This window comes from Streptomyces sp. ISL-36 (genome assembly GCF_018614205.1).
Lineage (GTDB): Bacteria > Actinomycetota > Actinomycetes > Streptomycetales > Streptomycetaceae > Streptomyces.
Genome location: NZ_JAGGOS010000080.1, coordinates 1 through 26342, shown reverse-complemented (window position 1 = coordinate 26342; position 26342 = coordinate 1). Strand labels below are relative to the sequence as shown.

At 69.8% G+C, this 26342-nt stretch carries 20 protein-coding genes, 1 tRNA gene and 1 pseudogene; 15 read left to right on the top strand and 7 right to left on the bottom strand.

What is annotated here, in order from left to right:
* Nucleotides 1–598 precede the first annotated feature (598 nt).
* Nucleotides 599–1969: a hypothetical protein gene (locus J7E93_RS21045; protein WP_215071466.1), complete on the bottom strand. Its 1371-nt coding sequence runs from the start codon at nucleotides 1967–1969 to the stop codon at nucleotides 599–601.
* A 191-nt stretch (nucleotides 1970–2160) separates the two neighbouring features.
* On the opposite strand from J7E93_RS21045, the gene J7E93_RS21040 reads away from it, so the two are divergent.
* Nucleotides 2161–2517: a hypothetical protein gene (locus tag J7E93_RS21040; protein WP_215071465.1), complete on the top strand. Its 357-nt coding sequence runs from the start codon at nucleotides 2161–2163 to the stop codon at nucleotides 2515–2517.
* Here J7E93_RS21040 and J7E93_RS21035 read toward each other — a convergent pair.
* The 3 genes and pseudogenes from J7E93_RS21035 to J7E93_RS21025 form a co-directional block, all read right to left on the bottom strand.
* Nucleotides 2507–2671: pseudogene (locus J7E93_RS21035) on the bottom strand (IS5/IS1182 family transposase); the annotation flags it as partial. The gene J7E93_RS21040 and the pseudogene J7E93_RS21035 overlap by 11 nt on opposite strands.
* 100 nt (nucleotides 2672–2771) lie before the next feature.
* On the bottom strand, nucleotides 2772–3770 hold the full coding sequence (locus J7E93_RS21030) for an AAA family ATPase (protein WP_215071464.1): 999 nt from the start codon (nucleotides 3768–3770) through the stop codon (nucleotides 2772–2774).
* A gap of 316 nt (nucleotides 3771–4086) precedes the next feature.
* Nucleotides 4087–6510, bottom strand: a complete 2424-nt coding sequence (locus J7E93_RS21025) for a DEAD/DEAH box helicase (RefSeq protein ID WP_215071463.1) — start codon at nucleotides 6508–6510, stop codon at nucleotides 4087–4089.
* A gap of 365 nt (nucleotides 6511–6875) precedes the next feature.
* On the opposite strand from J7E93_RS21025, the gene J7E93_RS37245 reads away from it, so the two are divergent.
* From J7E93_RS37245 to J7E93_RS21015, 3 genes are read left to right on the top strand one after another with little or no spacing between them, the layout of a single operon-like run.
* A complete protein-coding gene (locus tag J7E93_RS37245; RefSeq protein WP_251066861.1) occupies nucleotides 6876–7496 on the top strand; it encodes a hypothetical protein in 621 nt (206 codons plus the stop codon).
* Complete coding sequence (locus tag J7E93_RS37240) at nucleotides 7493–7813, top strand: hypothetical protein (protein ID WP_251066860.1); 321 nt, start codon at nucleotides 7493–7495, stop codon at nucleotides 7811–7813. Before J7E93_RS37245 ends, J7E93_RS37240 begins: the two co-directional genes overlap by 4 nt.
* A gap of 21 nt (nucleotides 7814–7834) precedes the next feature.
* Nucleotides 7835–8380: a hypothetical protein gene (locus J7E93_RS21015; protein ID WP_215071462.1), complete on the top strand. Its 546-nt coding sequence runs from the start codon at nucleotides 7835–7837 to the stop codon at nucleotides 8378–8380.
* Nucleotides 8381–8492: 112 nt separating this feature from the next.
* Here J7E93_RS21015 and J7E93_RS21010 read toward each other — a convergent pair whose 3' ends face one another.
* Nucleotides 8493–8912 carry a hypothetical protein gene (locus J7E93_RS21010; protein WP_251066859.1) on the bottom strand — a complete coding sequence of 140 codons (420 nt, stop codon included), beginning with the start codon at nucleotides 8910–8912 and terminating at the stop codon, nucleotides 8493–8495.
* Between the two features lie 349 nt (nucleotides 8913–9261).
* Here J7E93_RS21010 and J7E93_RS21005 point away from each other — a divergent pair, with 349 nt between their 5' ends.
* The 11 genes from J7E93_RS21005 (at nucleotide 9262) to J7E93_RS20960 (ending at nucleotide 22531) form a co-directional block, all read left to right on the top strand.
* The gene (locus tag J7E93_RS21005) at nucleotides 9262–10557 is read left to right on the top strand and encodes a hypothetical protein (protein ID WP_251066858.1); all 1296 of its coding nucleotides are present in this window, start codon (nucleotides 9262–9264) and stop codon (nucleotides 10555–10557) included.
* Complete coding sequence (locus tag J7E93_RS21000) at nucleotides 10554–11123, top strand: hypothetical protein (protein WP_215071460.1); 570 nt, start codon at nucleotides 10554–10556, stop codon at nucleotides 11121–11123. Before J7E93_RS21005 ends, J7E93_RS21000 begins: the two co-directional genes overlap by 4 nt.
* 2 nt (nucleotides 11124–11125) lie before the next feature.
* Nucleotides 11126–11752, top strand: coding sequence for a hypothetical protein (locus J7E93_RS20995; protein ID WP_215071459.1), 627 nt, complete (start codon nucleotides 11126–11128; stop codon nucleotides 11750–11752).
* Nucleotides 11749–14934 carry a hypothetical protein gene (locus tag J7E93_RS20990; protein WP_215071458.1) on the top strand — a complete coding sequence of 1062 codons (3186 nt, stop codon included), beginning with the start codon at nucleotides 11749–11751 and terminating at the stop codon, nucleotides 14932–14934. Before J7E93_RS20995 ends, J7E93_RS20990 begins: the two co-directional genes overlap by 4 nt.
* A complete protein-coding gene (locus J7E93_RS20985; RefSeq protein WP_215071457.1) occupies nucleotides 14927–16387 on the top strand; it encodes a Wadjet anti-phage system protein JetD domain-containing protein in 1461 nt (486 codons plus the stop codon). The genes J7E93_RS20990 and J7E93_RS20985 overlap by 8 nt, the downstream gene beginning before the upstream one ends.
* Before the next feature lie 223 nt (nucleotides 16388–16610).
* Entirely contained in the window at nucleotides 16611–17369 is a 759-nt protein-coding gene (locus J7E93_RS20980) for a TnsA-like heteromeric transposase endonuclease subunit (RefSeq protein WP_308368732.1), read from the top strand.
* A complete protein-coding gene (locus J7E93_RS20975) occupies nucleotides 17366–18745 on the top strand; it encodes a hypothetical protein (RefSeq protein WP_251066856.1) in 1380 nt (459 codons plus the stop codon). Before J7E93_RS20980 ends, J7E93_RS20975 begins: the two co-directional genes overlap by 4 nt.
* Before the next feature lie 33 nt (nucleotides 18746–18778).
* Nucleotides 18779–19456, top strand: coding sequence for a hypothetical protein (locus J7E93_RS37235; RefSeq protein WP_251066855.1), 678 nt, complete (start codon nucleotides 18779–18781; stop codon nucleotides 19454–19456).
* Nucleotides 19450–20451: a TniB family NTP-binding protein gene (locus J7E93_RS20970; RefSeq protein WP_308368731.1), complete on the top strand. Its 1002-nt coding sequence runs from the start codon at nucleotides 19450–19452 to the stop codon at nucleotides 20449–20451. The genes J7E93_RS37235 and J7E93_RS20970 overlap by 7 nt, the downstream gene beginning before the upstream one ends.
* Before the next feature lie 46 nt (nucleotides 20452–20497).
* A complete protein-coding gene (locus tag J7E93_RS20965; protein ID WP_215071456.1) occupies nucleotides 20498–21604 on the top strand; it encodes a TniQ family protein in 1107 nt (368 codons plus the stop codon).
* Between the two features lie 850 nt (nucleotides 21605–22454).
* A tRNA-Met gene (locus J7E93_RS20960) sits at nucleotides 22455–22531 on the top strand.
* A gap of 107 nt (nucleotides 22532–22638) precedes the next feature.
* On the opposite strand, the gene J7E93_RS20955 is transcribed toward J7E93_RS20960, so the two are convergent.
* The gene (locus tag J7E93_RS20955; protein WP_215071455.1) at nucleotides 22639–22848 is read right to left on the bottom strand and encodes a helix-turn-helix domain-containing protein; all 210 of its coding nucleotides are present in this window, start codon (nucleotides 22846–22848) and stop codon (nucleotides 22639–22641) included.
* Nucleotides 22849–22930: 82 nt separating this feature from the next.
* Nucleotides 22931–26342, bottom strand: a 3412-nt coding sequence (locus J7E93_RS20950) for a hypothetical protein (RefSeq protein WP_215071454.1), incomplete at its 5' end; no start/stop codon positions are given.

Sequence of the window (26342 nt, the reverse complement as noted above, 5' to 3'; positions counted from 1 at the left end):
GAGCGGGTAAGATGCTGCTGCGCAGCATCCCAGGGAGACCCTGCGCTGCGCGCAGGGTGAAGCGGAAGTGCTGCCCCACCGCTGCGCGGTGGGGGCCTGGCTCTGCGCTGCGCTTCGAGCCAGGACCCCGTTCGCTGCGCTCACGGGCTTGAGCCCGCTGACGCGGTCTCAGGCGGCCTCGGTTCCCGAGGCCTTGATGGTCCGTCCGCTGCGCTCCCGGACCATTTCCCCGCTTCGCGGGGTGGCTGGCTAGGAGGAAGGGGCTGGGCTGTTTCCTTCGCTGAAGAGTTTGGGAGGATCCGGATTCTGGTGTGGTGCCTGCTGGCATGGAGAGCACGGCAAAGGTGGTGGGGAGTTGATGTCCGTTCAGTTCGTTGGGCAGTTATCCCGGTTGTCCCGCATTCTCTAGCGTGCTCTGGATCATCCCGTCAGGGGTGGTCAGGGGGTGGTCTCGAGCCAGGTAATGCGAGTGATGGTCACGGCGTCGGGGTCTCCGGTGAACCATTCGACGAGGACGGGGTGTTGGGGAGCGTGCGAGTTCGCAGGGCACCGGTGAAGAGCCGCTGCTACGCCGGATGGGACGGCACGGCCGCGGTGGTCATCCAGGGGCGATCTCCTCCGCAAGGCCCGTACCGCGGGCGATGGCGTTGAACGTGTCCGGGAGCGGCCGGAGCTCCTCGAGGTAGGCCTTCCAGACCACATCCCTCGCTTCGCCGAGGTGAGCGGTGAAGAAGTAGAGCGCCACGAGGTAGGCGGGCATGTTACGACCCCAGGTCTGACCTTTCTCGTTGTCCCACCATGCCCTGAGGATTGCCTTGGTGTCCTCCAGGCTCAGCAGGCCGGCGCTGGGCAGGATGGCGACGCTTGCGACGAATTCGCCCTGATCGAAGTTGCCCACGGCGGTGAGCAGTCCGGGCAGGTACGGGAGGAAGTAGGGATCAGGCCGGGCCCCGATCACGCGGGCCTGTTCGGCTACCGGGAGCGCCGCAAATGCGCTCTCCAGGGCAGGCAGGCTCGTTCGGACCTCGGGGTGGGTCACGAGAGCGAGGGTTCTGGTCTCGTCGGGCCGGAGGTAGCCGTTCGTCACGGTCTGGGCGGCGATGGTCGTGATCTTGGTGTTGTAGAGCGTGCGCATGTGCTCGGGCAGGGCTTTCCAGAAGGCCGGGAGGTCGCCCAGGCGGCCGAGAGCGGCAAGCTGGATCGCGGGTTCCGCCTGCTCCAGCCGGGACATGTGGCGGCCTAGGTGTTCCGCGCTCAGGGGCTGGTCTCGGTCGGCGAACAGGCGCAGGCACTGTGCCATCCGGTCGGCGAACATCGGTGCTGCGAGAGCCATCCTGTCGTCCTCGATTTGCAGCAGGGCGAACTTGGCGGCGAAGTCGACCAGCTTCGCGCGGGAAGCGGGGCGGACCCGGTCGAAGAAGGTGTGGCCGAGGTAGCCTGCTTCGAACGTGAACGCGGGATCGGCGGCGTGGGCGATGAAGCTGTTGAGGACCCTTTGGCCTTGGCTGGGCTGGTGGACGAGGACCGCGTCGAGGGCCGCTACGAGATGGGCGCGGGCGTACTCGGATGTCGGGACGTACAGCTCGCCCATGGGGCGCAGGGAGGGATGGGCGCACAGGTGCCGGTCCTCGCGCAGTCGTTCGAGCTGTGTCCTGTGGGTGCGATCGATGAGTTCCAGCTTCTCCGCGACGTCCAGGATGGTCTTCTCGACGTTGAGCATGAGAGGTACGGCATCGGGCTCGCCGGGCTTCTGGGCGCGCTCGACGTTCTGGACCAGGGCGCGTGCGTCGGCTTCGCCTTCTTCCTTGAGGACCTCGATCTTGTGGATGAGGTCCGCGCACGTCGCGGTCCAGGTCAGCACGATCGCGGCTCGGGCGGCGCCGGTGGTGTAGCAGCGGTGTGCTTCCTTCACCAGCGGCCGTACGTCCGGGTTGACCACCCGGTTCACCAGGTCGTCCAAGTCGAGCATGCGCTTCTCCACCCCTTCGTGCTGTGATGCGGCAAGCGTCAAGTGGCTTGTCGAGACCAGCCTATGAGGCAGGCTGCACAGGCCCGGCCGGATATTTGCTCTGGCCGGGGTGGCTACGGGGTTGTTCCAGGCAAGTAACCGGTCAGACGCCGTTTCTTATGGCTGTCGGAGCGGCATGAGAGTCTCCGGGCATGAGTTACGACCTTGCTGTCTGGGAAGGTGAGAGGCCGACGGATGACAAGACCGCCGGCCAGGTCTTCAGCGACCTCTACGACCGATACATCGACAGTGGGACGGAAGAGCCTCCGTCCGAACGCATCGCGGCATACGTCGCCGTGCTGCTTGAGCGGTGGTGCGACCTCACCGAGGACGACGAGGACACCACCCCCTGGTCGACCGGCCCGCTGATCAACGAAGCCAGCGGGCCACTGATCTACTTCCCCATGCGATTCAGCATGGCTGAGGAGGCGTCGGCCTATGCGGCAGCCGTGGCGGAGAGCATGGGGCTGGTCTGCTTCGACGTGCAACAGGACCGGCTCAGGCCATGAGCAGGGCGCTCAGGCGGCGGTAGCCGATCAGAGTCGCGGCTGTGCCGACGAAGGCGAGGAAGTGTTCGGCCTTGCGTTCGTAGCGTCGGTGAAGCCTTCGGCAGCCGGCCAGCCAGGCCGCGGTTCTCTCCACGACCCAGCGGTGCCGGCCGCATGCGCCGGTGACGGTTTCGCCGCCCCGCTGGTATCGGTCCCGGTCGCGTCGGCCTGACTCTGAGGAGATGGTCAGGGCCAGGCCGGCAGCGGGAAGGCCCTCAGAGGGAGACGAAGCGGCAGTGTTCCGGCTCCAGCTCGAGTTCAATCGCGGGTCCCGGGCCAGTCACCCGGCGCAGAATCGCCATGGAAGGGTAGGGGGCGGGGACCCAGCCGCCCTGGGCGCCTGGCCGGTCCAGGACAAGGACCCGGTCGCTGTAGTCGGCCATGCCAGCCGGCAGGTGCGCGGCGGTGACCGGGACGTCAGGGTCGTCTGGGTCTCCGGTGACGACCTGCGAAGTAACCAGGATGGCCAAGTTGTATGCGCGGGCCAGGGAGCGGAGTTCTGCCATGGTCGCGGCGGTGTCGCGCCCCTGGTCGGTGAAGTCGCTGAAGTGCCAGAGGGAGTCGACGACCCACAGCCTGAGCGTGAAGCTTCTGCGGGCTGCGGCCAGCAGACCGGCTCGAAGGCTGTCGCGCGCGCTGGTACCCACTCGCGCGCCGTGCCGGAGCAGAGGGGTGGCGTCGAGTTCGGGCACCGCGGTGGCCTTGAACGTCTCCCAGCCGCCGGGAGGGACCTGCGAACGTACGTCGAACCCGTATAGGGCGGCGATGACCTTCTGGGCCAGGGCATTGCTGGTGATCTCCCCGGAGGTGAACAGGGCGCCGATGCGCTGCTGTGCGTTGTGCAGGGCGACGTTCAGCGCCAGGGTGGAGCGGCCGGCCGTCGGCAGTGACACCAGTGCCGTCACCATCCCCGGAGCAAGGGATGCAAGCGCGGCGGCGTCCGCGCCCCACGGCCACAGGCACCGCGGCGGCACGGGAGGCTGTGTCGTGGGCAGAGGGCTGGTGGCGGGTGTTGTCCGGATGGCGCCCGCGGTCGTGGCTTCACGGGTCAGGAGGTGGACGGCAGCTGCTCGTCCCTGGGCGTCGAGGGGGGTGGGCAGGCGGCCGGCGGCTGCGGCTTGCCTGACGCGGCGCAGTGCTTCCTGGTAGCCGCATCCCACGGCAGCGTTCAGATCCCTGGCGATGCGCTGCTGGTGGGTGATGTTCCGGGTCATGACAGCTCCTGCGCGCTGGCTGCGCCGTCCCACCCCGGCGTGCCAGGTGCGCGGGACGTCACGGTCACGTCTGCGGGCACCGCTGTTCACGCCTTCCGAGCGGCCGCTCAGGTTCGCCTTCGGCCAGAGGTGGGTCTGAGCCGTGGCACGCGCAGACGAAGCACGTGGTGCCGTAGAGGATAGCCAGTTGCCCAAGATGGCCGGAAGGGCCGGTTCACGCCACCGGCGGGCCCGTTGCCGGGGCCCGTGACGGGGGTGGTGTTCAGCTCGCCGGGTCCGAGGGTGCGCGGGGCGTTGATCTGCTGTTTGTGGGCGGTCAGAGGAAGGCGGGAGCGGGATTCTCGTCGGTCCAGTCGCCGTCGAAGAGGGCGGCGACGAGCTGCGCCTGGTCGGCTTTGAGCTGGCCGGACCGCATCTTGGTGCGGGCCTTGGCGAACCAGGGGCCGATCTTGACGGTGTCGCCGTCGACCGTGACGGTCTCGCGGGCGGCGGGGACGCGGCGTTCGCGGTGGAGGAAGAGTTCGAGGATCTGGACCGTCTCCTGGAAGGTCCGCCGGGTGCTGGGGCGGGGGGTGAGGGTGCTGGTGGTAGGGGTGAGGCCGAGGGCGGTCAGGAGACGGTGCTGGCCGGGGCTGAGGGTGCTCCAGGCGGTGAGCTGCCGGATGGTCCAGCTGCCGAGGTTGACGCTTCCGGCGTGGGTGTCGGGGGTGAGGGGGCGGCCGGTTTCGAGGTGGCGGCGCACCTGGTGGTACTTGCGGTGCCAGTCCGGGCCGTGCGGGAGCTGCCAGTGGGGGTCGATGGCGGTGAGGTCGGCGGCGCGGGCGGGGTCGAGGCGGCCTTGGGCGACGAGATGGCGCTGTTCGGCGAGCCAGGCGCCGATCGGGGTGGTGGCGGGGGCGGCGAGGTGACCGTGGGCTTGGTGGTAGTCGGCTGCCTGGGTGAGGCGGGCGCGCCAGGCTGCGTCGTGTTTGTCCCAGATCATGCCGAGCGCGTCGAGTTCGGCGATCCAGTCGGCCTCGAGTCGGCCGGCGCTTGCGGCGTCGCGCATGGTGGTGATGAAGCGGCCGAGTTCGAAGCCTGCGGGGTCGGTGTGGTCGGTGGGGACGTCGAGGTGGCCGTAGGTGTCGTGGAACGCCTGGGCGGAGGCGAGGCCTTCGCGGCGGGTGCGGGTGAGGGCGCCGCGGGGGTTGAAGGCGATGAGGTCCATCGCTTGGGCGATGCGTTCGGGGTGGATCGTGTAGTCGAAGTGCCAGCGGTGCTGGATGAGGCGGCTGGTTTCGGTGGTGAGGCGGTTGGTCTTGTTGGGGAGGCGTTCGAGGATGCGGTGGTCGTGGCTGGCGAGGGCGGTGGTGATGGCCCAGACGGGTTCGTAGGGGGTGCCGAGGATGTTGTGGGGGTCGTCGCTGGGCGGGATGTAGACGGGGACGACGAGGCTGGCGGTCTTGCCGGAGACGTCCAGGCGCAGGGCGCGGCCGAGGCCTTGGACGCAGCGGGTGATGCTGCTGGTGGGGTCGGCGAAGACGACGGCGTCGACGCTGGGGATGTCGATGCCTTCGGCGATCACTTTGGCGTTGGTGAGGATTGCGCGGGGTGAGGCGGCGAAGCGGGCGAAGATGCTGGTGCGTTCGTCGGCGGTGTGCTCGCCGTGGATGTGGAAGACGTCGGGGTTGAGGCCGGGGAAGCAGTGGGGGTCGGCTGTTCGGAGGCGTCGCAGGGTGTGGGGTAGTTCGCGGGTGAAGCGGATGGAGTCTTCGACGAGGTGGAAGAAGATCAGGACCCGGTTCATGGCGTGTTTCGCCATGGCGTTCAGGACGGCGAGGTGGAGTGTTGTGGTGCGCAGCGCGTCCTCGGGTTGTGAGCCCTGCCTGATGGGTGTGCCGGGGGCCGGGAGGTTGAGGCGGGCGCGGAGCTCGGTGTCGGTGACGGTGGGGATCACGATGCGGTAGTCCGCGGCGACGCCGTCGGTGATGGCCTGTGCCAGGGGGTATTCGAAGACCTTCTTCCCGTAGACGGTCTCGTTGTCCATGCTGTTCGCCGCCGCGTCCGCTGCGGATTCGGGTACGGGGCGCGGCCGGCGGCGGGCGGTGTTCGCGGAGTCGGTGAGGTCGGGGGCGGTGAAGCTGCGGGGGGTGGCGGTCATGTAGAGGCGGCGGTCGGCATGGATCCGGGCAGCATCGTTGATCGCGGCCCACTTCTTGTCCGCTCGGCCGGCGATCCGGTGGGCCTCGTCCATGATCGCGAGATCGAACGGGGGCACGGCGTAGCGGGTGTGCTGCGCCGCCTCGATCTTGTCGAGGGAGTCGTAGGTGGAGATCACCGTCAGGGCGGGAAGCTGGTGTTCCCCCTCCCCCACCACGGACATGAGTGCGGCCAGCGCCTGGGGGCTGCTCGTGGAGCCCACCTTGCGGGCGGCGAGCGCGTCGTGTGCGGCGGTGTCCATCGAGGACACGATCACCATGTGCTCCAGGTGGCCGTCGCGGCGCCAGGCGAGCGCGGTCTGCGTGGCCAGGTCCAGCGTCGGAACGACGACCAGGATCAGACGCGCTGCGAGCTCGTCCGCGGCCCGGATCGACACCAGCGTCTTACCTGTCCCCGTCGCCGCCACGTACAAGGCTCGGGTATGCGGGCGGCGCAGATGGCGGACCGCGGCCACGAGGCCTTGTTCCTGGTCTGGACGCAACACTGGACGCTCAGCACCCTCGGCATGGCGGGAACCAGCGGACTCGACCCGTGTGACCATGAACCACATCATCCCCCGCCATTCTCTGGGGCCGGGCATGTGTAGGTGATGTGGTCGGAGCATGTTCGGGTTCACAGGAGGCAACGCTCGCGAACGGTCGCTGCGCATAACCGAAGGCACCAGCAGAGGGGCCTGCTCAGCATCCACCATGCGCTCTACAAGTCACGCATATCAACCTATTTGGTCTTGGCTCGACTACACTCCGCGCCGATTGAGGCATGGCCTGTCATGCAGCCTTCACGATGAGCCATTCGAGGGTTACTCGGGGTGCTAGCGTCATATGCCTATCCAGCCCGCGCGTAATCCTGTTCACCTTCTTCACGCATCCCGTGGCGAGGTGAGGTGCGCACGACCGAGGAGACGAAATGGCCTCCATCCGACGCATGCCCGAGCGAACGATCTCCTTCTTCGAGGTCGTCACGACTGCGGGTGCAGAGCAGTCTCGGGTGCCTCAGATGGAGTGGGACAAGGCTCTGAGTGATCTCGCCACCGCCACGGTGCAGGAGCGGATGATCGACAAGGAGACGACCTTGGTCGGGTCGGTGGCTACCGCCCGCGGGCAGGACCATCTCTTGCTGCACCGGGTCAAGGACGCGACCGAGTGGCTTAGCAGGATGGACTGGAATACGGGCCAGTGGCATGAGCTGGAGCAGAACGCCATTCGCGGATTCGTGGACACCTCGGCAATCTGTTTCCTGCCGTTCGCGAACGTGGTCGGCATCATGCAGGGCTCGGTGTCTGCACCGACCCACAAGGGGCTCGAGACGTGGCTCAACGAGCTTCGGCTGTTTCCTGAGTCTCGACTCGCCGTCCGGCCGCTGCTGTCGAAAGCGGAGGTCGAGCGGCTGGGCACTGCGCAGGGAGCGTCTCGTATCGAGATCAAGATCGTAACCACAAGGTCTCGGCGCTGCAGGGCCGCGCTGGCAGGCTGGCGAAGTTCCTGCGTCAGGTGCACGCGTCCTACGGGGATATCAACGTCACGATGATCATCAGCGTGCCTCGGGGAGGGGGCCGGGACGAAGACCGGCATGCCTTGCTGGACGACCTCCGAGACATCGCGCCTGTGGCACCGGGGGCCGCCGACCGCGCTCGAGCCCGGCTGGTGTTCGCGGAAGCCGACGGCCAGGAGCGCAGTCGCCTGGTGGAGCTGACAGAACACCACATCACGGCGAAGCGACGCGTCTCTGCCGTCGACGACCAGGGCAACTCCATCCGGATCTTGTCAGCGGTGGATGCGATCCTTGACGTGGCAGCCGAGCACGAGGGCGAGCTGCGGGCAGCGGTGGGGGCTGACCTGGGCTAATACTTGATAGGGGGCAGTACGGTGAGCGTACGGGAGTCCGTCGTCGACCGGTGGTCCGAAACCGTGTGGTGGGACTATCTCATCGCCCTTCTGCTGGTCTCCGCACACGTCCTCATCGTGCGTGTGCGGGGAATGGGCGATTGGCTCTCGTGGATCGAATCCGAGCAGCGCGTTTCGCTGTACGGCAGTGCAGCGGGCGTCGTGTCCGCCATCGGCGGCCTGAGTTCCATCGCTATCTCCATCTATCTGTCCAGCAACGGCGAACGAATCCGAGCCGTTCGCCGGCACTACCAAGACGAGCTGCGCCGCAACTGGAAGGCCCTCATCGTGGCCACCGCCCTTGTCTGCATGGGCTGCCTAACCGCACAGGGCCTAGACGATACGACTGACTCCCACTCGGCACGCTTCATCTTCGAAGCCTCGATGGCACTGGCCGTCGTACGGTTCCTGCGGATGCTGTGGCTCCTCGACCAGATGATGGGCCTCAACGACCGTGATCAGAGCGACCCCTCGCCACGTCCCGCGCCTCCATTCGACCCTGGCTGGCGCCAACGCAGAACCCCGTAGGGCAGTGGGCCGGCTCAGCCGCCGAAGGCTGTCCTCTCCTTGGCTCCACTGCACGTAACACTGGGACGGTCGAGCCTCTGAGCCAGCGGAAAACCTGGAGAAAGTGCCCCTACTACGGCGTAATGAGGAACCGGCCGGACCCCTCACGGGGGGGAGCTGTCGGCCGGGGCAAAGGTCCTGGCCTGGGGTCTATGCCCGCGTGCTGAAGGGTTCGGTAGTCCGCGGCACGGCCGTCGGCCACTGCCTGCGCCAGCGGGTACTCGAAGCCCTCCTTGCCGTAGACGGCCTCGTTGTCCATGGAGTTGGCGAACGCGTCCACGCCCAGCTCCGGTTCTGGGGCGCGCCGTCGCGGGCGCGTGAGGTCGGCGGACTCGGCCAAGCGCCGGGCGGCGAAGATCCGCGGGGTGGCGGTCGCGTAGAGGCGGGGCTCCGCACGGAGCCACTGCGCGTTTTTGACGATCGCCCACCTCTTGTCCGCCCTACCGGCGATCCGGTGTGCCTCGTCCATCACCGCCAGCTCGAACGCCGACACGTCGAACCCATCTGGTCCTGCCCCTCCCCTACCCCCGGCCCCCCGGACGGTGCAGATGCCGTACCAGCCGAGCGACTGCCTCCACCTGGTCAGGGAACAGCACGGCACAGCTTGCTGAGCGAGGGGGCGGGAGACTCGACTGGTGTGACCATGGCCGACGTCATCGCGAAGCCTCTCCACCTTCGGGGGCATTCGGCAGTGCGCTGCAGCGCCTGACAAGCAGAGGTTTTGCGCTATCCGTTGTGTATGCGGGGATATTGACGACATGGCAACAGGAGTCGCCTGTAGCGGATAGGTTCAGTCCCCTGGGAAGAGGGTGCGGGGGTGCCTGGCAGGTTATGGGGGGAGCTTGTCTGAACAGGAGAGCGGCTTCGAGCAGGGTGATCTGTTCGATGGTGCCGCTACTGGGGCTCGCGATGGCCGGTTGGACTTCGTGCGGCCTTTTATTGCGCCGGTGGCATCGACGGCCGGTGCGGTCTCCGACGATCCTGTGGCGTTGCAGCTGGCTGAGGCGATTCACGATGCGTTCGGGGATCTTGCCTCCGATCGGGGGCTGACCCGGTCGGAGATCGCGGCAGCGTGTGCTCCGGTGGCCTCGGGAGAGGCGTTTGATGCCCGGTTCCGGGTCTTTGTGGGGCTGGGGATGCTGGAGCAGGCCCGGGGCAAAGCCTACGAGGGGCGCTACGTCTTCAGTCCGACCAGCGGTGCGGCCTTGTTGGTCTTCGAACGGCTGGCGGAAGCCGGCGGTGTCGAGGAGATCATGACTCTGCTGGACCGTACACAGGTCGGCCTGGCACAGGGCTTGCTGAGTGAGGAGCAACTGGCCAACCGGCTTCGGCGGGTGCGGCGTGACCTGTCCATCACCACCGCGCATCTGCTGCGGCTGGTACGGTCCAAGCCCATCGAAGAGCTGGTGGGTGAACGCCACCACCACCAGTCCAAGGCCGCGTTGCTGGACCATGCGAGGCAATTGGTCAAAGCCATCAGCAGTCGCTTTCCACGGCTGAGAGCGTCGGGGACCCGGTTGATCGATGAGGCGCTTCGCTATTCGGCGGCCGTGGATGAGTTCTCCGACCGGCTGCTGCAACAGGTGCGCGCCCGGCGCGACTTCAGCATGCTGCTGCCGGAACAGTATCTTTCGGCGGCCTTGAGCGCACCAGTGGACGCCCTGGCGGACGTGTTTGCTGCCACGGTGTTTGATCCCGCCAGCGTGGAGATCACTGCAGCGCAGATGCTCGTGGCCGCCGGGGAGCGGCGGCCACCGGTCCCGCGACGGCGGCCGGCGCGGCCGGCGCCGCTTCCGCCAGGCCCTGATCCGGTGGAAGCGGCGCGGGAGAAGGCCTTGCTGCTACGCCGACGGCGTTCGGCGTCGATGAATTCGCTGGTCAGGGGCGGGCAGGAGGCTAACCTGACGGCGACGCTGGGGGCGTTGCCATGGCGTGCGGCGATTGCCACGGTGGTGGATCTGCTGCAGGCGTCTGCGGACCCGGCGACGCCGTTCTTCGTGGAGATCGGCGAGGAGGCCCTCGTCGATCCGGCTGGGGCGGTCACCTATGCCAGTCCGCTGTCCTTGTACCGGCTGCCGCAGGATGTGTCGGGTGCGGTGGGCGGAGACTCTTCGGCCGTGCAGGAGGGTCCGGTATGAACGAGGATGCCTATCTGCTGGCCCGGGCTCGGGCCGTACGGGTCGTGCCGCTGGCACCAGCGGGTGGGGCCGATGGGCTGTCGGCGCTGCGGCGGGCCGCCGATGGTGTGCAGCGGCGTCTTGTCGATGTGGAAGCGGTCGGCGGCCCGGCGGTCATGGTGCGGTGGGCGCCGGACGTGGAGCCGGTCAGTGGTGTACTGGGCGATCCGCTGACGCACCGGGAGGCAGCGCCGTCGCAGTTGCTGACGCTGGGAGCTGCTGTGCGCCTGTGCTGGCCCGATCCCGAGCTCGCCCTGTATCCGGGGGGCGCGGTGGCCGAGGAGGACGTGCTGGCGGCCTGCGTTCCGCCGGGGGACGGTCTGCTGCGGGAGGGCATGGCGCTGATCGCCCAGACATCGGCGTATCGCAGTGCGCTGCGGGTCCTGCGTGCGTGCGGCTACCTGGCCGCCGACGCCGGGGACGGCATGGTGCGGCTGGGGCCGGTGGTGGCTGCGTGGAGCGAGCGGGATGTCGATGAATTGCGGCGCGGTTACGACCTGCTGCCCTGCCGGGTGGAGGAGAGCTAGGCATGGAAGTGCGGTATCTGGAGGCGCTGTCGGAGCAGCGCCGTGCAGAGGTGCGGGCAGCGGTGTGTGCGGTGGAGACCGCGCGGCTGCCGGTGCCTGCGGCGCGTTTTCGGGCGTTGGCGGAGGTGCCGCTGCGCAGGGTGGTCGAGGAGGTACTCGCCGCTTCGGGCCGGACGCTGCTCGGTGTAGGAGAGGGATTTCTGTCCGGCTACGACGACACGGTCAGAGCGCGGCTGGCCGATGAGGGTGTCGGTGTCCTGCCCCGTGAAGATCGGGCCGTGCTGACGCTGGTGCTGCTGTTCAGCGTCGCTTCCCCCCGCGCCGGCGGCAGTGTCCTGCCGCAGGCCCTGTGGACCCAGGGGGTGCCGGTGAGCAGGGAGCGGCTGAAGCAGTCCACGGTCCCCGACCGGGTTGTGGATGCCGCGCTGAGCCGTCTCACCGCAGCCGACCTAGTGCGGACAACGGGTTCGGGGATCGTACTAGGCAGCCAGTTGCTGCGGCTGACGCCGGCGGCCCAGGCCGACCTGTTCGAGCAGTTGGTGCTGCTGGCCGAGCCGCAGGGAGTCATGGCCGAGTCGATCTGGCGGCGCCGGGCCCGCGTCGCCAGCCAGGAAGGACAGGAACGATGAACGGCATCTGGCACGAGCGCGGCACCGAGAAGCCGGACGAGGACGAGGGCGGGCAGGAGGGACTGCCCGAGCTCGTCGAGCACCGCGGCATCGTCGGTGACCGTCATCTGGTGGCGGTCCAGACGTTCGATATCGCCCGACTGACCACTCACGCGGTGCCGGTAGTGCCCGAGACGTTCGTCGCCGTGTCCGGGATGGGCCCGAAGGACGACTCCAACGGCTCGGGCAAGACCTCGTTCCTCATCGCGGTCTCGCTGCTGTTGGCCGATCCCCAGTGGCGGTTGGAATCCAACCACGGGCGGGACGCCAGCGGAATCCTGTTCAAGCCCGACGCGGCCGGGGTGGACCGGGCCCAGCAGATTCCAGCCGCCTCGCACGGCTACGTGGTCGGCGTCTTCGCACACGACAGGCCCGACGCATCCGGCGGGCGCGAGGCACTCGCTGCGAGTGGCACCCTGCAAGGAGCGCTGACGGTGTGGGTGCGCATCGCCGCGTCCGCCCCATACGTCCTGGCCAACTGGGCCGAAGGCATCCATGTGGCCGATGCGGCCGACGATGCCGAGCGGGCGGCGCAGGCAGACGCTCTCTGGCAGGAGCTGGGCAGTGCGAGCAGGCTGTCGGCACACCGCATGGCCGATGCCCTCTACGGCAACGCACCGCGATGCCTGACCTACCTCGACACGCCGCTGCGCCCGGCGGTTCCCTCGCTGCTGAGCCAGCAGATGACCGCGATGGAACCGCATGACATCGGAGAGGCCCTGATCGCCCTGTCCGGTATGACTCATCTGCTGGAGCAGGAGGCTGCCCGCCGCGGCAAGGCGCTCGAGCACGCTGCGCAGCTGGAGAAGGCGCGCGACGAGCACGCACTGGCCTTGGCGGACGAAGAGGCAGTACTGGAGGGCGTGCGGGCACGTGCTGCTGCCCGTACCGCGCTGGAGGACGGAAGCCATGCGTGGCGGCGCTATCTGGCTGCCTGCTACCTGGAGGCAGCCCAGGCCGACCGGAAACTGGCAGCGGACCTAGAGGAGAAAGAGCAGCAGGTGGTGCAGGCGCAGGAGCTGCTCGGCGGTGCCGAGGAGAAGCTGCGCGAGCTGACGGCGGCCACCGGACTGGCCGCGGCAGCGGCCGCCGCCCGCCAGGTGTGGGTGGACGCCAAGCAGGTCACCGAGCAGGCCGCCGCACAAAGGACATCGGCGGCTACCCGGCGGGACGTCATCCGTCAGAGTATGGCCCCCCTTCGGCCGAGCGCGGGTGTATGGCGGGGATCGCCGGTCCCTGATGCCCACAGCGCTCTGGAAGCCGCCAGAGACGTGCTGTATTCGGCGCGGCAGCAGAAGGACGGCACAGACAGCGCCCTGTCCAGGGCTCAGCGGCTGGAGGAAGCGGCCCGGCAGGGACGCAGCGGGGCCGCGGGCCAGGCCTTGGAGATCCTCGACGGCCACGGCGTCAACGCCGCAGGGCTGATGGACCAGCTGCAGCTGGAGGAGTCGGCCCGTGCGCAGTGGGAGGCGCGCCTGTGGCCCTGGCGCGACGCCGTGGTAGTGCCGTGCGGGCAGGCAGAACGCGCCCGGGAAATTCTGCGCGGCCTGCCTGGTGCCCAAGTCGTCGCCGCCGACCCCGCCGACGGGACGGGCAGTGGCGGGGGTGCCCTGCCTCCGGGTGTGCGCAGTGGCAGGGCGCTGGCCGGGTTCTTCTGCACTTTGCAGGAGCGCACGACGGCTCTGGACGCCCCGCCCGCGGCCTACGACGCAGGGCTGTCGTTGGCGGTCGTCGGCGGCTTCCAGGCTCCGATCGCCGGACGGGATGCCCGCGTGGCACAGGCCGTCGCGCACCGCCGCCGCTGCGAGGACGAGGTGTCTACGGCGGCTGAGGGCCTTGCCGCGGCTGAGTCCGAGTTCGAGGTCGCCGAGATCGAGCACAAGGCAGCCGTGGCGGCGCGGGATCTGGCCGCCCTGGAAGAACAGGTCTTCTCCTTGGACGAAACGATCGCCGAGGCCGACGGCAAAACCACCGCCGCCCGGAGCGCAGAGGAGGAGCGCCACGACGCGTGGGAACAGGCCCAAAACGCACTGACGGCCCACGCCCAGGCGGTGACGACCGCGAAGCTCACCCGGGACGCGGCCGCCAAGACATACAAGGAGCGGGCCAAGGAGCACACCGCGCTGGGCAGAGCCCGTGCCGAGATCTCCTACCCGCAGTGGCAGCGTTTGTGGGGCGCCCCCGCCGAGGAGGCAGCCGAACTCCTGGAGGTCACCGCCCCCGGCACACCGGTGCCCCGGCCCGGCCGCCTGCGGCGGAACGTCGAGGATCATCTGCGGAACGCGTACGAGCACTACGGTCTGCCGGCCGGAGCTGTGGCCGGCGTCGTCGACGAGGACCTGCTCCTGGCGCAACGCCTGCGGGACGCCTTCGCGGAGGAGGAGGCGTCCGCGCTGCCGCGCACGGGCTTCGACGAGGTGGCCGCTCCGTTGCAGACCCGGCTGGACGGCCACTCCGACAAGGATGCCGTCGAAGCCGCCCGGATCACCTCCGGCCGCTCCTTGCGCGAGGAGGCTTTGGCCAAGCTCACTCGTGCGGCAGAGCGCAGCGGGCACACTCTCCAGGCTCTGCACGACATGATCGAACATCACGTCGAAGTGCTGTTCGCACAGATCAGCGACGCCTTCAATGCGTTGGACCTGCAGCGGGGCGGTGACGGTGCACGCCTGGACTACACCAGCGTGCGGCCCGAGGGCGCCAGGCCCTGGCGGTGGCAGGTGACACCGCGCTGGAAACGCTCCCCGCGCGGCGCCTTCGTGCACTACCGGGAGAACGCCAACGGCGCCCAGGTGAAGGTGCACGCCATCCAGCTGGTCCTGGCTGCGGTACTGGCCGACGCCGAGACCAGGGGGCGGGTGTTGATCCTGGACGAGCTCGGCAACAGCCTGGGCGAGGTCAACCGCAAGGACATGCTCGCTGCGCTGCGGGACGTGGCGCGCCGCCAGCACCTGACCATCCTGGGCACCTGCCAGGACAGTGTGCTGGTGGATGCCTCCGATGTGTGCGACGAACTGCTGTGGTTCGTCCACGCCTCCTCCTCCGACGCCTACAACCAGCCCACCCGTACCTGGGGACACGATTCCGACCGCAAGCGCGTGGAACTGACTGCCGACTGGATCACCGCAGGACGCTCCCATGCCTGAGCCCACCGTCCCACTCCCCCGCCCCGCCCTACTGGTCAGCGAAGCTCACGGCCGGCGGGAAGTGCCCCTGCACGGACTTCCCTCCGGGATCATCGCCGTCACCGTGCCCCGCACCCGAAAAGACGGCGACGAGGTCCTCACCCGCGTACCCGTGGACCGCAAACGACGCGTCAACCCCGCCGTCGTCGACCTCATCGCCTCCGACCCGGTCCCCGCCTACGACCCGCCGGCCGGCCTGACCGACCGTGACCTGATCAAGGTCCTGACCACCCGGAGCCGCAAGCGGTGGACCACCATCCAGGCCGACTTCGGCCAGGAAGAGGCGTGGCGCACGACCGTGTCGCTCATCCGCTGTGGCGCCGTCGTCCTGCGCTGCAAGGTCGTGCAGACCACCGGATTCACCCCCGACTCCTGGCAGCTGACCCCGTCCTGGGCATCGCTGAGAGAGGACAAGCTCGCCCAGCTGCGAGGCCACCCCGACCCCTCACGGCTGCACGCCGAACTGCTGCACGCCATGGCAGGCATTCCCCAGCTCGCGAGCGAACACGCCTTGCTGGCCGCCACCGTCCCCGCCCGCACACTGCAGGTCCCCGCGGGCAGCACCACCGGAACCGAGGACTGGCGGGTGTACGAGGTGGCCGTCAGGTCCGCCGCGGTGTGGTGGGCCGCCCAGTCCCACCCGCAGCCGATGACCGCCAAGGTCCTGGCGGGCAAGAGCATGCGCGACACCAAGTACACGTGGACAGCGCAACGCCGGCAGGCGTTCGCCAACCTCGTCGGCCGCCCCTTTGATCAGGCGGTGGAAGAGACCGACACCGAGCTGCGCATGCGCGGGCCCCTGCGCTGGCGCGTCGATACCGTCATCGCCGACGCCGCAGCCTGCCGCCCCTGGCTGGGCCTGCCCGCAGGCGGCCTGCGCAGCCTCGGGCTCATCGACAGCTCAGCGGTGGGCGTGCTCCTGGTCGAGAACGAGGACGCCTTCGCCCAGGTGTGCAAACTCCCCGATGTCGCAGACCAGTGGCTGTGTGTATGGGGCGCTGGCTACGCCACGCACGGCCTGGCCGCTTTCCTCAAGGCCATGGCACCGCTGCCGGTGGCCGCTTGGCAGGACCTGGACGCCCATGGCATCCAGATCATCGCCAACCTCACCGAACGCATCGGCCGGCCCATCACCCCCGTCGGCATGGACGTCGACCTGTACCGGCAGGGAACGAAGTACCGCCAGAAACCCGAAAAGAGGGAAGCGAACCGAAAACTCGCCGAGCGGCTCGCAGCCACTGGACCGCTCTCCCTGCGCGCCCTGGCCGCCGCAATCGCTGCAAGCGGCGGCGACGGTTGCGAACACGAAACGCTTTACCACGAAGTCCTGCCCACCCTTGCGCGCACGCTAAGTCAGATCACTGACGGACCCGCGCCAGACGTCCGGCCGTCCAGCACCGACAGTGCCGCCTGATCATCCTTTCTACGTCTGGGAAACGCTCCTGCCTGGGCGGGCGTCAAGCCACCAGTACACCGGTTCCGCAGGGGTCTCTAGCAGAGTCTGGAGGCGGGTGCGGGTGGGTCAGGAGAGGCTTCACGGCATCGTGTGGCTCGGTCCATATGCGCACTGCGCAGGCTGGCCGATTCGTTTTTGATCAGACGGAGGCTGGCTTGGGTCCAGTGGACCACTGGGGTCGATGGGAGGGGCCAGCGTGCATCTGCGGCAAGTGGACGTGCGGTTCGCCGGGCCGGACGGGGTCATGGTCCAGAGGCCGTGGCGAAGCGCTGCAGGAGGGCTGTGCCTCATGGAATGCCCGATGGTACGTAGCTTCCCACTACGGCGGGGCCGACGGTTGGCTCCGGGATGGTGGTGGTCGGCGACCACGAGCCGTCTGGTGGGGTACGGGAGCGCAGCCATGCGGGACGTAGTCATGATGCTCGATCGGGATCCGCAAGTGACAGGCATGGTGAGCCGTCCGGTGGAGTTCGTGTGGGAGGAAGGAGGGCGGACCGTCACACACGCTCCTGACCTGGCTATTGTCTTGGCGGACGGGGGCATCCGTCTGGTGGACTGCCCTGGCAGCAGCGGACCGTCCGCACGGCTTGCCAGCCGGGCGCGGGTGGCCGGCTTGTGTGCGAAGGACGCGGGCTGGGAGCACCGGTTCGCGGATGCCGCAGATCCGGTGGCTCTGGCCAACGGGCGCTGGCTGTCGGTCTACCGGCATCCCCGATGCTCGGTGGATATCCCTGCAGCCCGGCTGCGCAAGGCATTCGCCTCGCCTATCGCCCTGCTCGAGGGCGCGCTGCGGCTCGGGGATCCAATCGCAACGCTGCCCGCCGTCTACCACGGGCTCTGGCACGGCCTGCTCAGTATGGCCTGGGACCACGTCCTGAGCGAGAAGACCCCTGTGGTCGCCGTGCCAGCCGGGCCTCACCGTGAAGGAGCGAGGCGATGAAGAGGCCATGGGGCGTCCTCGAAGTCGGGGACCGGATCCGGTTCGACGGACAGGCCCACGTCCTGGCCGGTCTGGACGGACCCCGCTGCCGTCTGGTCGCCGAAGAAGGCGCAGGTGTGCAGGTACTCCTGCTCACTCACGTGCTTGCCGCACAGGACTTCACCATCCTGGACCGCTCCTTGCCAGGGCAGCGGCGTGTACCGGTCCACGGCCCCTTGGACGCGTGCGACACCGCGGTCCGGGACAGAGCCCTGGCCTGGGAGCGGCACGTCCTGGAAGTCGAGACCGGTTACCCCGGACCCGGCCGGGAGCAGCTGCCTCGAGACGGATACGACCCGGCCGTGTACCGGCTCGCCCAGCGGGAGGCGGCCAAGGCCGCCGAACTGACCGCATCTGGAGAGCAGGTCAGCGTGGCCACCGTGCGCAGGATGCGAGCCCGCTACCGCGCGCAGGGAGTATGGGGTCTCATCGACGGCCGGAGGAAGCGGGAGCGCTCTGTGTTCGGGCGTGCCGATCCACGCGTGGTCGCCGCGATCAAGCAGACGCTGGAGGAGCAGCAGGGGCGTTCGACTGGAACATTGAGCCGGCTGCGGCACCGGGTGGGGTGGCTGCTGGAAGACACCCAAGGGCCGAAGGTAGCGGTGCCCCCGGTGGCCACGTTCAACCGGCTGGTACGGGCGGTCGCCGAGCAAGAAGGACTGGCATTGACGGCCGAAGGGCAGCGCCGACGCACGTCCCGGCCGGTGCCGGTGTTCACTCCCACGGCCGCGACGCTGCCCGGGGAGATGGTGATGATGGACAGCACTCTGCTGGACGTGATGGTCGTGTGCGAGGACGGGAAAGCGCGGCGGCCGGAGCTGACCATGGCGGTGGACGTGGCCACCCGCAGCATCACCGCCGCCCTCCTGCGCCCGAAGGGCACCAAGGCAGTGGACGCAGCCGTGCTCCTGGCCCAGACGCTGGTGCCGCAGCCGATGCGGCCCGACTGGCCCGAGTACCTGTCCATGGCCGCTTCCGTCATCCCCTACACTCGGCTCGCCTCCATCGACGCCCGCGTGCAGGGGGCCGCGGCCAGGCCGGTGATCCGGCCGTCGACCGTGGTCATCGACCAGGGCAAAGTGTTCGTGTCCCGCTGCTTCCTCGCGGCCGCCGAACACCTAGGAATCACCGTCCAGCCGTGTCCCCCCGCGTCCGGGCACGCCAAGGGGCAGGTGGAGCGGGGCTTCGGGGCGATCGGCACGCTGTTCGCTCAGTACGTCGCCGGCTACACCGGAAACCGCCTCGCCACACGCGGCAGCAACGTGGAGGACGAGGCATGCTGGACGATGCCTCAGCTGCAGGACCTGCTGGACGAGTGGATCGTCTGCGGGTGGTAGGAACGGCGCCATGCGCGGCTGCGGCATCCCCTCATGCCTCGGCTGACGCTCACCCCCAACGAGATGTGGGCCGCGCTCACCGGCATCGCGGGGCACGTACCCATCCCTCTGACCGGAGCAGACTGGATCGAGCTGCTGCCCTCCCGCAGATGCGCGATCACAGACGAAGGCATCCGGTTCGAGTACCGCACCTACGACGGCCCCGCGCTCAACGGACACCGGCACCGCTCCCCCGCTGCGGACGGCAAATGGGAAGTCCACCACAACCCCTACGAGCCCTGGCAGTGCTGGGTCAGGCTCCCAGACGGCTGGGCGCAGGCCGAGTGGATCCACCGGAGCCTGGTGTCGAAGCCCTTCACCGACACCACCTGGCGGCACATCCGCACCATGGCCACACGGCGTACGGACCGGGCCGAGCACGAAGAGCACCTCGCCCGTCACCTGGACGAGTTACTCCGCCGCGCCCACACAGGACAAGCAAGCGCCACCCACTCCGATAAAGGCAGCAGCCTCGCCGACGTCCCGAGCCAGCGGGCAGGAACCAGACGCGCACGGCGACGGACCGCGGACACCAACCCGCCGATAGGCCCCGCCGAGCACCTTCCGCCTGCGGACGAGAACACGCCCCCTGTCCCGGGTTCCGCCGGCACAGCAGCATCGGCCGGAGCCTGGAGCATCTTCGACGCCCACCAGGAGGCGCAGCAGTGGTGACGGCCGCCGACCAGGAGACGGACAACAACCCGTACGCGTCACCGACGACCTGGCGCGAATGGACACGGTTCGTCGACACCGAACCACCCTGTCTGCCCGGGACCGGACCATGGAACGCCGAGGAGCGTCTGGATTACCACTCTCAATTCGTGATCCTCTCCACCCCGGCCATGGCCAAGATCTCCCTCACCCTGCGCCGGCTCATGATCCTCAATTGGCGGCACAACGGCACCGCCCGGCGAGGACTACTGATCTCCGGGCCGCCCACCACAGGAAAGACCACCACCCTGCAGCAGCTCGGCCGGTCCTTCCACCTCGCCGACCGGGCCCGCCACAACAGCTTCGACGAGCGACTGCCAGTGGCCTTCCTGTCCGTCCCCCCGGCAGCGACCCCGAAAATGCTCGTGTCCGAACTGGCCCGGTTCCTCGACCTGCCCATCGGCAAGACAATGAACCAAGCACGGATCACCGACATCGTCTGCGGTGCACTACGTGATCTGTCGACCCAGCTCGTTCTCGTCGACGACGTCCATCTGCTCAATACCCGCACCCGCATCGGTGCTGAGACCTCCGACCAGATGAAGCACCTCAGCGAGCGCCTCCCCGCAACGTTCGTCTACGCCGGCGTCGCCATCGAGGCCTCCCCGCTCCTGACGGGAAGTCGCGGCGCGCAGCTCGCCGGACGGTTCAAGATGGTGCGCAACCCGCCGCTGGCGTACGGCAGCCCTACACAGCGCACCGCCTGGGAAGGCCTGGTCCGCGGCATGGACCAAGCCCTACGCCTCCAAGCACACCGCCCCGACACCCTCACCCGGCACGCCCCTTACCTCCACCAGCGCACCGGCGGCCGCATCGGAAGCCTCTCCGCCCTCGTCCGGGAAGCAGCGATCGCCGCCATCCTGGACGGCAGTGAGAAGATCACCAAGCGGCTGCTCGACGACATTGACCTCGACGAACTCGCCGAACAGGCCGCGCGCCCACCGGCACAGACCTGAGATGCCGCGCGCGCACCACGCCCTCCCGCACCCCAGCATCTGGCGCGTGGCCCCCTTGCAGTGGGAGACCACCACCTCGTACATCCAGCGCCTGGCACGCCGACATCACCTGACCACCGCGGAACTCCTCCACGCCCTCGGCATCCCCCGGCCCCAGGCGAACAAGGATTGCGCCCAGCCGCACGGCCCCTACACCAGCATCGAGCTCTACCTCAACGCACCCAGCCGCCGCCTGATCGCAGCGTTCGCCGGCATCCCGGACGAACACCTCGCCCACGCGCTCCCCGAATGGAACCGCTACCGCGACAAACCCGACCCGCAGTCCGCCCGCGCCCGGCTCCGCCTGGCCTCTGCGCACGCCGTGACCGGCTGCCCCCGCTGCACGATCGCCCGCACCGGCGACCCCCACCCCGTCCCGCAGTACCTGCCCGACACCCGCCTCGTCTGCCGCCGCCACCACACCTGGATGCTCGGCCGCCACACCCTCGCCGGCATGGCGCTGCCCATCGAGCACGCCGACCTCACACGGACCCCCGAAATCCTCGCCGCCCATCGCCTCCACATCCGGTTTCTCCGCCGCTGGGGCGCAGCCGCCGACCACGCCCTCACCCTGGCCATGAACCTCACCGAGAACTGGCGGCGCGCCGCACCCTCAGAAGAACGCATCTGGCCCGCACGCGCCCGCCGCATCGGCAACAACAAGCGCGCCCGCCTCTGGTACGCCCTCGCCCGAGAAGCTGTCAGCTATCCCGAGACCATCACCCTCGCCCAGTTCTTCGCCCACCACCCCCGTGCGCTCCACGTCCTCGAACGCCCCGGACACACCCACCCCCTCCACACCGCCGTCGCCTCCCTCCTGGGCCGGCCCTGGCTCGAGAACCCCGCCCTGTACCCGGACCGGTTCGGCGACCGTGTCAGCTACACACCCGGCCGCAACCCCCGCGCCCGTGAGCGATGGCCCTACCGGCACAGCCCCTACGCCCCAGGCCCCACCGAGCTCACCGAACTCGGCTACCAACCACCCCCTCCGCAGCCCTCATCACACATCCAGGCACGCCGAAAGGACAGGAAGGGAAGCCGGAAGTCAGCACCCAGACCAGGCACGGAGCCTCCCCTTCCCACTACCTGGCTCGACACCAACCCCACCCCATAGCCATACCAACCCCACCCCATAGCCATCACATATCGGTGGCCAACGAAACTGCGCACTGCTCAACCAACCTGCGCAGCACACAGCGACAACCAGGAAACCCCAGTTCACCCGTGTAAGGCGTTCCCGTACGACTCAGAACAAATGAGCAACACCGACCCGAACACGACCACTCATTCCGCGAAGCCCCAGGCCAGAGATCCACCCTCTACTCAGATCCACCGGCCGAAGACACCAGAGGGATTATGTAACTCACCGAGAGCGGCGCACATTTCTGGTGTATTCACTCGCGTTACATTATCTGCTTTCTGGTGGGGTGTTGGGTATTCTGTACTGATCCTCTCCGGATGGTGTTCTCCAAAGAGGTGAATCGTTGTGTCGCGAAGCAGAATATCAGGATCTAATTCGGAGCTCGTTTTTCTTGTGCTCGGGTTTCTTTGGTCGGCCCTCGTGGCGGTCGGCGTGAGAATGACATGGCTCTTCGTCACTCATGCCAGCAACGGAGTGAGCGCCACCCGTCAGTGTCAATGACCAGATCGCCGCGCCTGCGCCACTGACGCTCGGACGACGACGTTCGACTGACACTGCCCCGCAGACCATCAGCGTGCCTCCGCTGGGCGGGCTCACGGCACCGCGAGCCGGTGACCGTCGTGCGAACGGGAGCAGCTGCCCGACGCGGTCGTACGACCGTTCAGACCCGGGCGACGCCCAGAACCGTCCAGCGACGTCCTCAACTCCGCTGCCCCGGCCGGATGCCCGCTCGCCGCCGGCACCGCGCTACGCAGCTTCCGCCGCGCCGCAGCGCGAAATACCCCGCCGGTCCCGCCGGCATCCACTACCCTGGTCAGACCGACGCGGGGTGGAGCAGCTCGGTAGCTCGCTGGGCTCATAACCCAGAGGTCGCAGGTTCAAATCCCGCCCCCGCTACCACGATCCGGCCCCCGGTGACATCACGTCGCCGGGGGCCGGAACCGTTCCGGAGCAGCGTTCCCGCGTCGTACGCCGTCGCGGGGGCGTATCCGGGGTGGCGTCACGCGTCAACGGGCTGTCCGGCTCCGACTGTTCGGGCCGCCGCGCGAGCACATGGTGGTGCCGGCCTCGGTGAGCAGGCGGTGGACGAAGCCGTAGGACCTGTTGCAGCCCTGGGCGAGGGTCCGCACCGAGGCTCCCTTGTCGTACGCCTTCTTCAGCTCGGCGCCGATCTTCTGTCGGGCCGGCCCTTTGATGTGGACGCGGATTCCCAGCATGTCGGCTCCCTTCAGGCTCGTGCTCGTACTCGTGAACGGCTGCGGCCGGCGCCGCGGTGGGCCGGGCGCGGCGCCGGGCGGCTCACCGGCGGGCAGCGGCGCCGACGTCGCCCGCGTTGACCAGCGCCGCCCTCAACTCCCCCACCCCGTGGGGGAGTTCGCCGGGGGACAGCGCGGTTGCGGCGTCCAGCAGGGCGCGGGCGTTGCGTCGTACGGCCGTCTCCCGCCACGTCCCGGGCGCCTGGGCCACCAGCAGCGCGGCCAGCAGCAGGGCGTCGGCGCGGTCGGGGTGGGCGGCGGCGCGGTCGGCGACGAGATCGGCGTCGGTCAGGACCGGGGAGTGCTCAGCGCTCGCCCGCATCAGCTCCAGCCACACAGTCTCCTCCACGGCCGCGTCCGCGAAGGCACCCGCACCGGCCAGCGCCCCCTGTGGCAGGCCGGCCGCGAGCGCGGCCCGCCACAGGTCCACCGCCGCCCCCACCCGCGTCTGCTCGGCCGGCGGGAGCGGGCCGTCGTCGCCGGTGTGCGGCGTGCGGGCGGCGATCGCCTCCAGCAGGCGGGAGACCGCGGCCACGCCGTCGCCGGGGCCGGCCGCCAACTCGGTCCACCAGGCGGCGGGTTCGCCCAGGAGGGCGGGGTCGGCCAGGAGGGCGTGCGCGAGGTGCTCGGCGGCGCCGGGCACCTCGCGCAGCGCGGCGAGGAGCTCGGCGCGGTCCAGGGCGGCGAGGAGCTGCCCGTCGGGGCCTCCCCAGCGCAGCCAGGAGGCGGCCGGCGACGGCCGGCCGGGCTCGATCCCGTAGAGGGCGGTGCGGTGGGCGGAGGCGAACGCGGGCGCGTACCGGTGCAGGGGCGGCAGGTGCACCCCGATCGCGGTGGCCACCGCCTCCTGGCCGGCGTGCGCGGCGAGGACGCCGGCGATCGTGTCCAGGACGTCCTCGGGCATCTCGCCGGCGGGCCGGGCCTGGTGGACGGCGTACTCCAGCAGGCAGCCCAGCGCCCGGACTTCCGGATCCGATCCCACCAGCGTCGGCGTCGTCGCCTCTCCTGCGGTTCCCGAAGCAGCGGCGCCCGGGCCGCCGGCCGGGGCCGGGGTAGCGGTGACCGAGGTGGTGGTGCCGTCCTTGGTCTCCGCGGCGGGGGCGGTGGCCCCGTCGGGGCGGGTGAGCGGGGTGACCAGTGCCTTCAGGTACGCCATGGCGTCCTTGTCCTGGTCACCGGCGAGGGCATCGGCGCGCCAGGCGGCGGTGAGCAAGTCGAACAGCGCCTGGTCGGCGAAGAACACCCCGGCGGGCCGGCGCCGTACGCCGTCGGAGCCGACGGTGGGGGCGATCTCGCCGAGGCCGCGGCGTACCTCGAGCGCTGCGGCGACGGCCGCCGGCAGCGCGCCGGAGGGGAAGGCGCCGGGGTGGTCGGCGTGGGCGGCTGCCGCGGCGAGGTAGAACGCGGCGAGCTCCGGCAGCTTGAGGGCGGCCAGGACGGCGGGCACGTCGGTCGTCCAGGTGGCCGGGTCGGCGGCGACGAGGCGGTGCAGCACCATGGCGTACCCGTCGTCGCCGGCGTCCGGGGCGGCGGCGATCCGGGCCGCGGTGGCCACCGGCCCTTGTCCGGCCGCCAGTTCCACCAGGTTCTCGGCCTGAAGGGCCGTGGTGGTCTTGCTCGGTTCCAGCACGGCCTGGGCGCGTGGGTCGGACGGGCCGGCGGACTCCAGGCGGCGCAGCGCCTGGAGGAACGGCTCCCAGCCCTGAAGGACCGTGGAGGTCAGGACGGGCGACCAGTCCCACACCCGCAGCCAGCCGGCGAGCGGCTTGGCCCTCCCGTCGGCCTGGTCGGCGTCGGCGGGCAGCACCTCCTCGACCAGGGCGGCGGGCGGCGGGGTGCCCAGGGCCGTACGGACGTCCGACTCCAGCTGCGCTGTGTGCTCGGGCGGGCAGGCGGCGAGGAGCAGCTCGACGAGGCGGGCCGGCTCCGGGTCGGGACCGGCGGCCAGGGCATGCGGGACGAGCGCGAGGCCCTCCTGCCACCATTCCTGGCCGTCCAGGGCGCCGGCGGCCGGTGGACGGTGGGCGAGGTGCGCGGCCATCAGGCGGGTGTGGAGGCGGGCATCGAGGCCGGCCACCCGCCGGAACTGGCGGGTGCGCTGGGCCAGGCCGGTGCCGGCGTCCGCGTCCGCCGCGGCCACGTCCAGCACGGCGCGCGCCAGCCGCGGCCCGCCGAACGCCGCGGTGTCACCGAGGCGCACCCGGTCCAGGTCGGCGTGGAAGACGACCGGCCGGGCCTCCTCGGCGGTCAACTCGACGTCGTGGGCGAGCAGTTTGGCCAGGACCACCCGGACGGCGCCGATGTTGCGGTGCGCGGGGCCGCGGTGGCCGGCCGGGTAGGCGGTGCATGCCAACTCCCGTACCAGCATGGCGACGTCGTGATCGGGTAGACGGGACGCGCCTTCCAGGGCGGCCAGCTCGCGCATCTGCTTTTCGTCCACCACACCGGCCGCCGCAGGCTCCCCGGCGGCGCCGCCGGAGGTCTGTGTCTCGGCGGCGGCGTGTTCGGCGACGGTCCGCAGTGCCAGGTGGCCGGTGTGCTCGTCCTCGACCGCGCCGGTCAGCAGCTCCTCCACCACACCGATCCACTGCCCCGTCCGCTCGGCGCGCGGAACCGCGCGGGCCCACCTCGCGGCCAGGCGCAGGGTCGCCCCCACCTCCAGGCCGCCCCCGTCCCGGACACCGGGGCCGGCCAACACGGCCTGGAGCTGGGCGGCATCGACGGCGTCCCAGCGGCGTACGGCCACGCCCAGCAGCGCGTTAAGGGCGAGGCGGCCGGTGGCGGCGATCTGCTGGGCCCGCAGGACACCGGGGGCACCCTGGTCGGCGGGTTCGCTCAGCCAGGTGCGGACGGCATCCGGGTCGGCGGCGGCGACGTGGTCGAGGAACGGGGCGGCCGGCCACCGTCCGCCGGCCGCCCCGTCCGGCATCAGCAGGTGCGGCGCGTGCTCCTGCAGCACGTTCAGCCACGCCGTGGCCGGGCCGGAGCGGAAGAAGTAGTCGGTGGCGCGCGGGTCCGCCCAGCCGGCGAGCTCCTTCGCCTCGGTGGCTTCCGGGTGTTGGAGGGCGACCAGCTCCAGGACACGGGCCGCACGGTCCGGGAGCGGCACCAGCAGGTTGCGGGCCGCGCCGAGGATGTCCGCGTACAGGACGGCGGCCTCGCCGGCGTGGGCCGCACGGCCGTGCAGGATCCCCGAGGCCACCCCGTAGACGGTCCCCCACACATCCAGCGCCGTCTCCTGCGCCGCACCGAGCTCCACCTTCATCAGCCGCTCGACGATGCCCCGCGCCCGCGCCTGGTGATACCGGCCCGGGCGGTTGAGCTCGTCGCGCAGCACGTCCGCGGCGGCCGTCACCCGCTCCCACGCCGCACTCGCCCCGGCGGACGCGCCACCAGCCGCGTCGTCGGCATCGGCGGTGCCGGCTTCGGCGGCCGGCCCGTCGGACGGGGAGGCC

What these genes read in the sequence shown, in the direction of transcription:
- J7E93_RS21040 (WP_215071465.1), top strand. Translation starts at nt 2,161, where the DNA reads ATGAGTTACGACCTTGCTGTCTGGGAAGGTGAGAGGCCGACGGATGAC.
- J7E93_RS37240 (WP_251066860.1), top strand. Translation starts at nt 7,493, where the DNA reads ATGATCATCAGCGTGCCTCGGGGAGGGGGCCGGGACGAAGACCGGCAT.
- J7E93_RS21025 (WP_215071463.1), bottom strand. Translation starts at nt 6,510, where the DNA reads ATGGTCACACGGGTCGAGTCCGCTGGTTCCCGCCATGCCGAGGGTGCT.
- J7E93_RS20995 (WP_215071459.1), top strand. Translation starts at nt 11,126, where the DNA reads ATGGAAGTGCGGTATCTGGAGGCGCTGTCGGAGCAGCGCCGTGCAGAG.
- J7E93_RS21045 (WP_215071466.1), bottom strand. Translation starts at nt 1,969, where the DNA reads ATGCTCGACTTGGACGACCTGGTGAACCGGGTGGTCAACCCGGACGTA.
- J7E93_RS20975 (WP_251066856.1), top strand. Translation starts at nt 17,366, where the DNA reads ATGAAGAGGCCATGGGGCGTCCTCGAAGTCGGGGACCGGATCCGGTTC.
- J7E93_RS21000 (WP_215071460.1), top strand. Translation starts at nt 10,554, where the DNA reads ATGAACGAGGATGCCTATCTGCTGGCCCGGGCTCGGGCCGTACGGGTC.
- J7E93_RS37245 (WP_251066861.1), top strand. Translation starts at nt 6,876, where the DNA reads ATGGCCTCCATCCGACGCATGCCCGAGCGAACGATCTCCTTCTTCGAG.
- J7E93_RS20990 (WP_215071458.1), top strand. Translation starts at nt 11,749, where the DNA reads ATGAACGGCATCTGGCACGAGCGCGGCACCGAGAAGCCGGACGAGGAC.
- J7E93_RS21030 (WP_215071464.1), bottom strand. Translation starts at nt 3,770, where the DNA reads ATGACCCGGAACATCACCCACCAGCAGCGCATCGCCAGGGATCTGAAC.
- J7E93_RS20955 (WP_215071455.1), bottom strand. Translation starts at nt 22,848, where the DNA reads ATGCTGGGAATCCGCGTCCACATCAAAGGGCCGGCCCGACAGAAGATC.
- J7E93_RS37235 (WP_251066855.1), top strand. Translation starts at nt 18,779, where the DNA reads ATGCCTCGGCTGACGCTCACCCCCAACGAGATGTGGGCCGCGCTCACC.
- J7E93_RS20985 (WP_215071457.1), top strand. Translation starts at nt 14,927, where the DNA reads ATGCCTGAGCCCACCGTCCCACTCCCCCGCCCCGCCCTACTGGTCAGC.
- J7E93_RS20980 (WP_308368732.1), top strand. Translation starts at nt 16,611, where the DNA reads ATGGGAGGGGCCAGCGTGCATCTGCGGCAAGTGGACGTGCGGTTCGCC.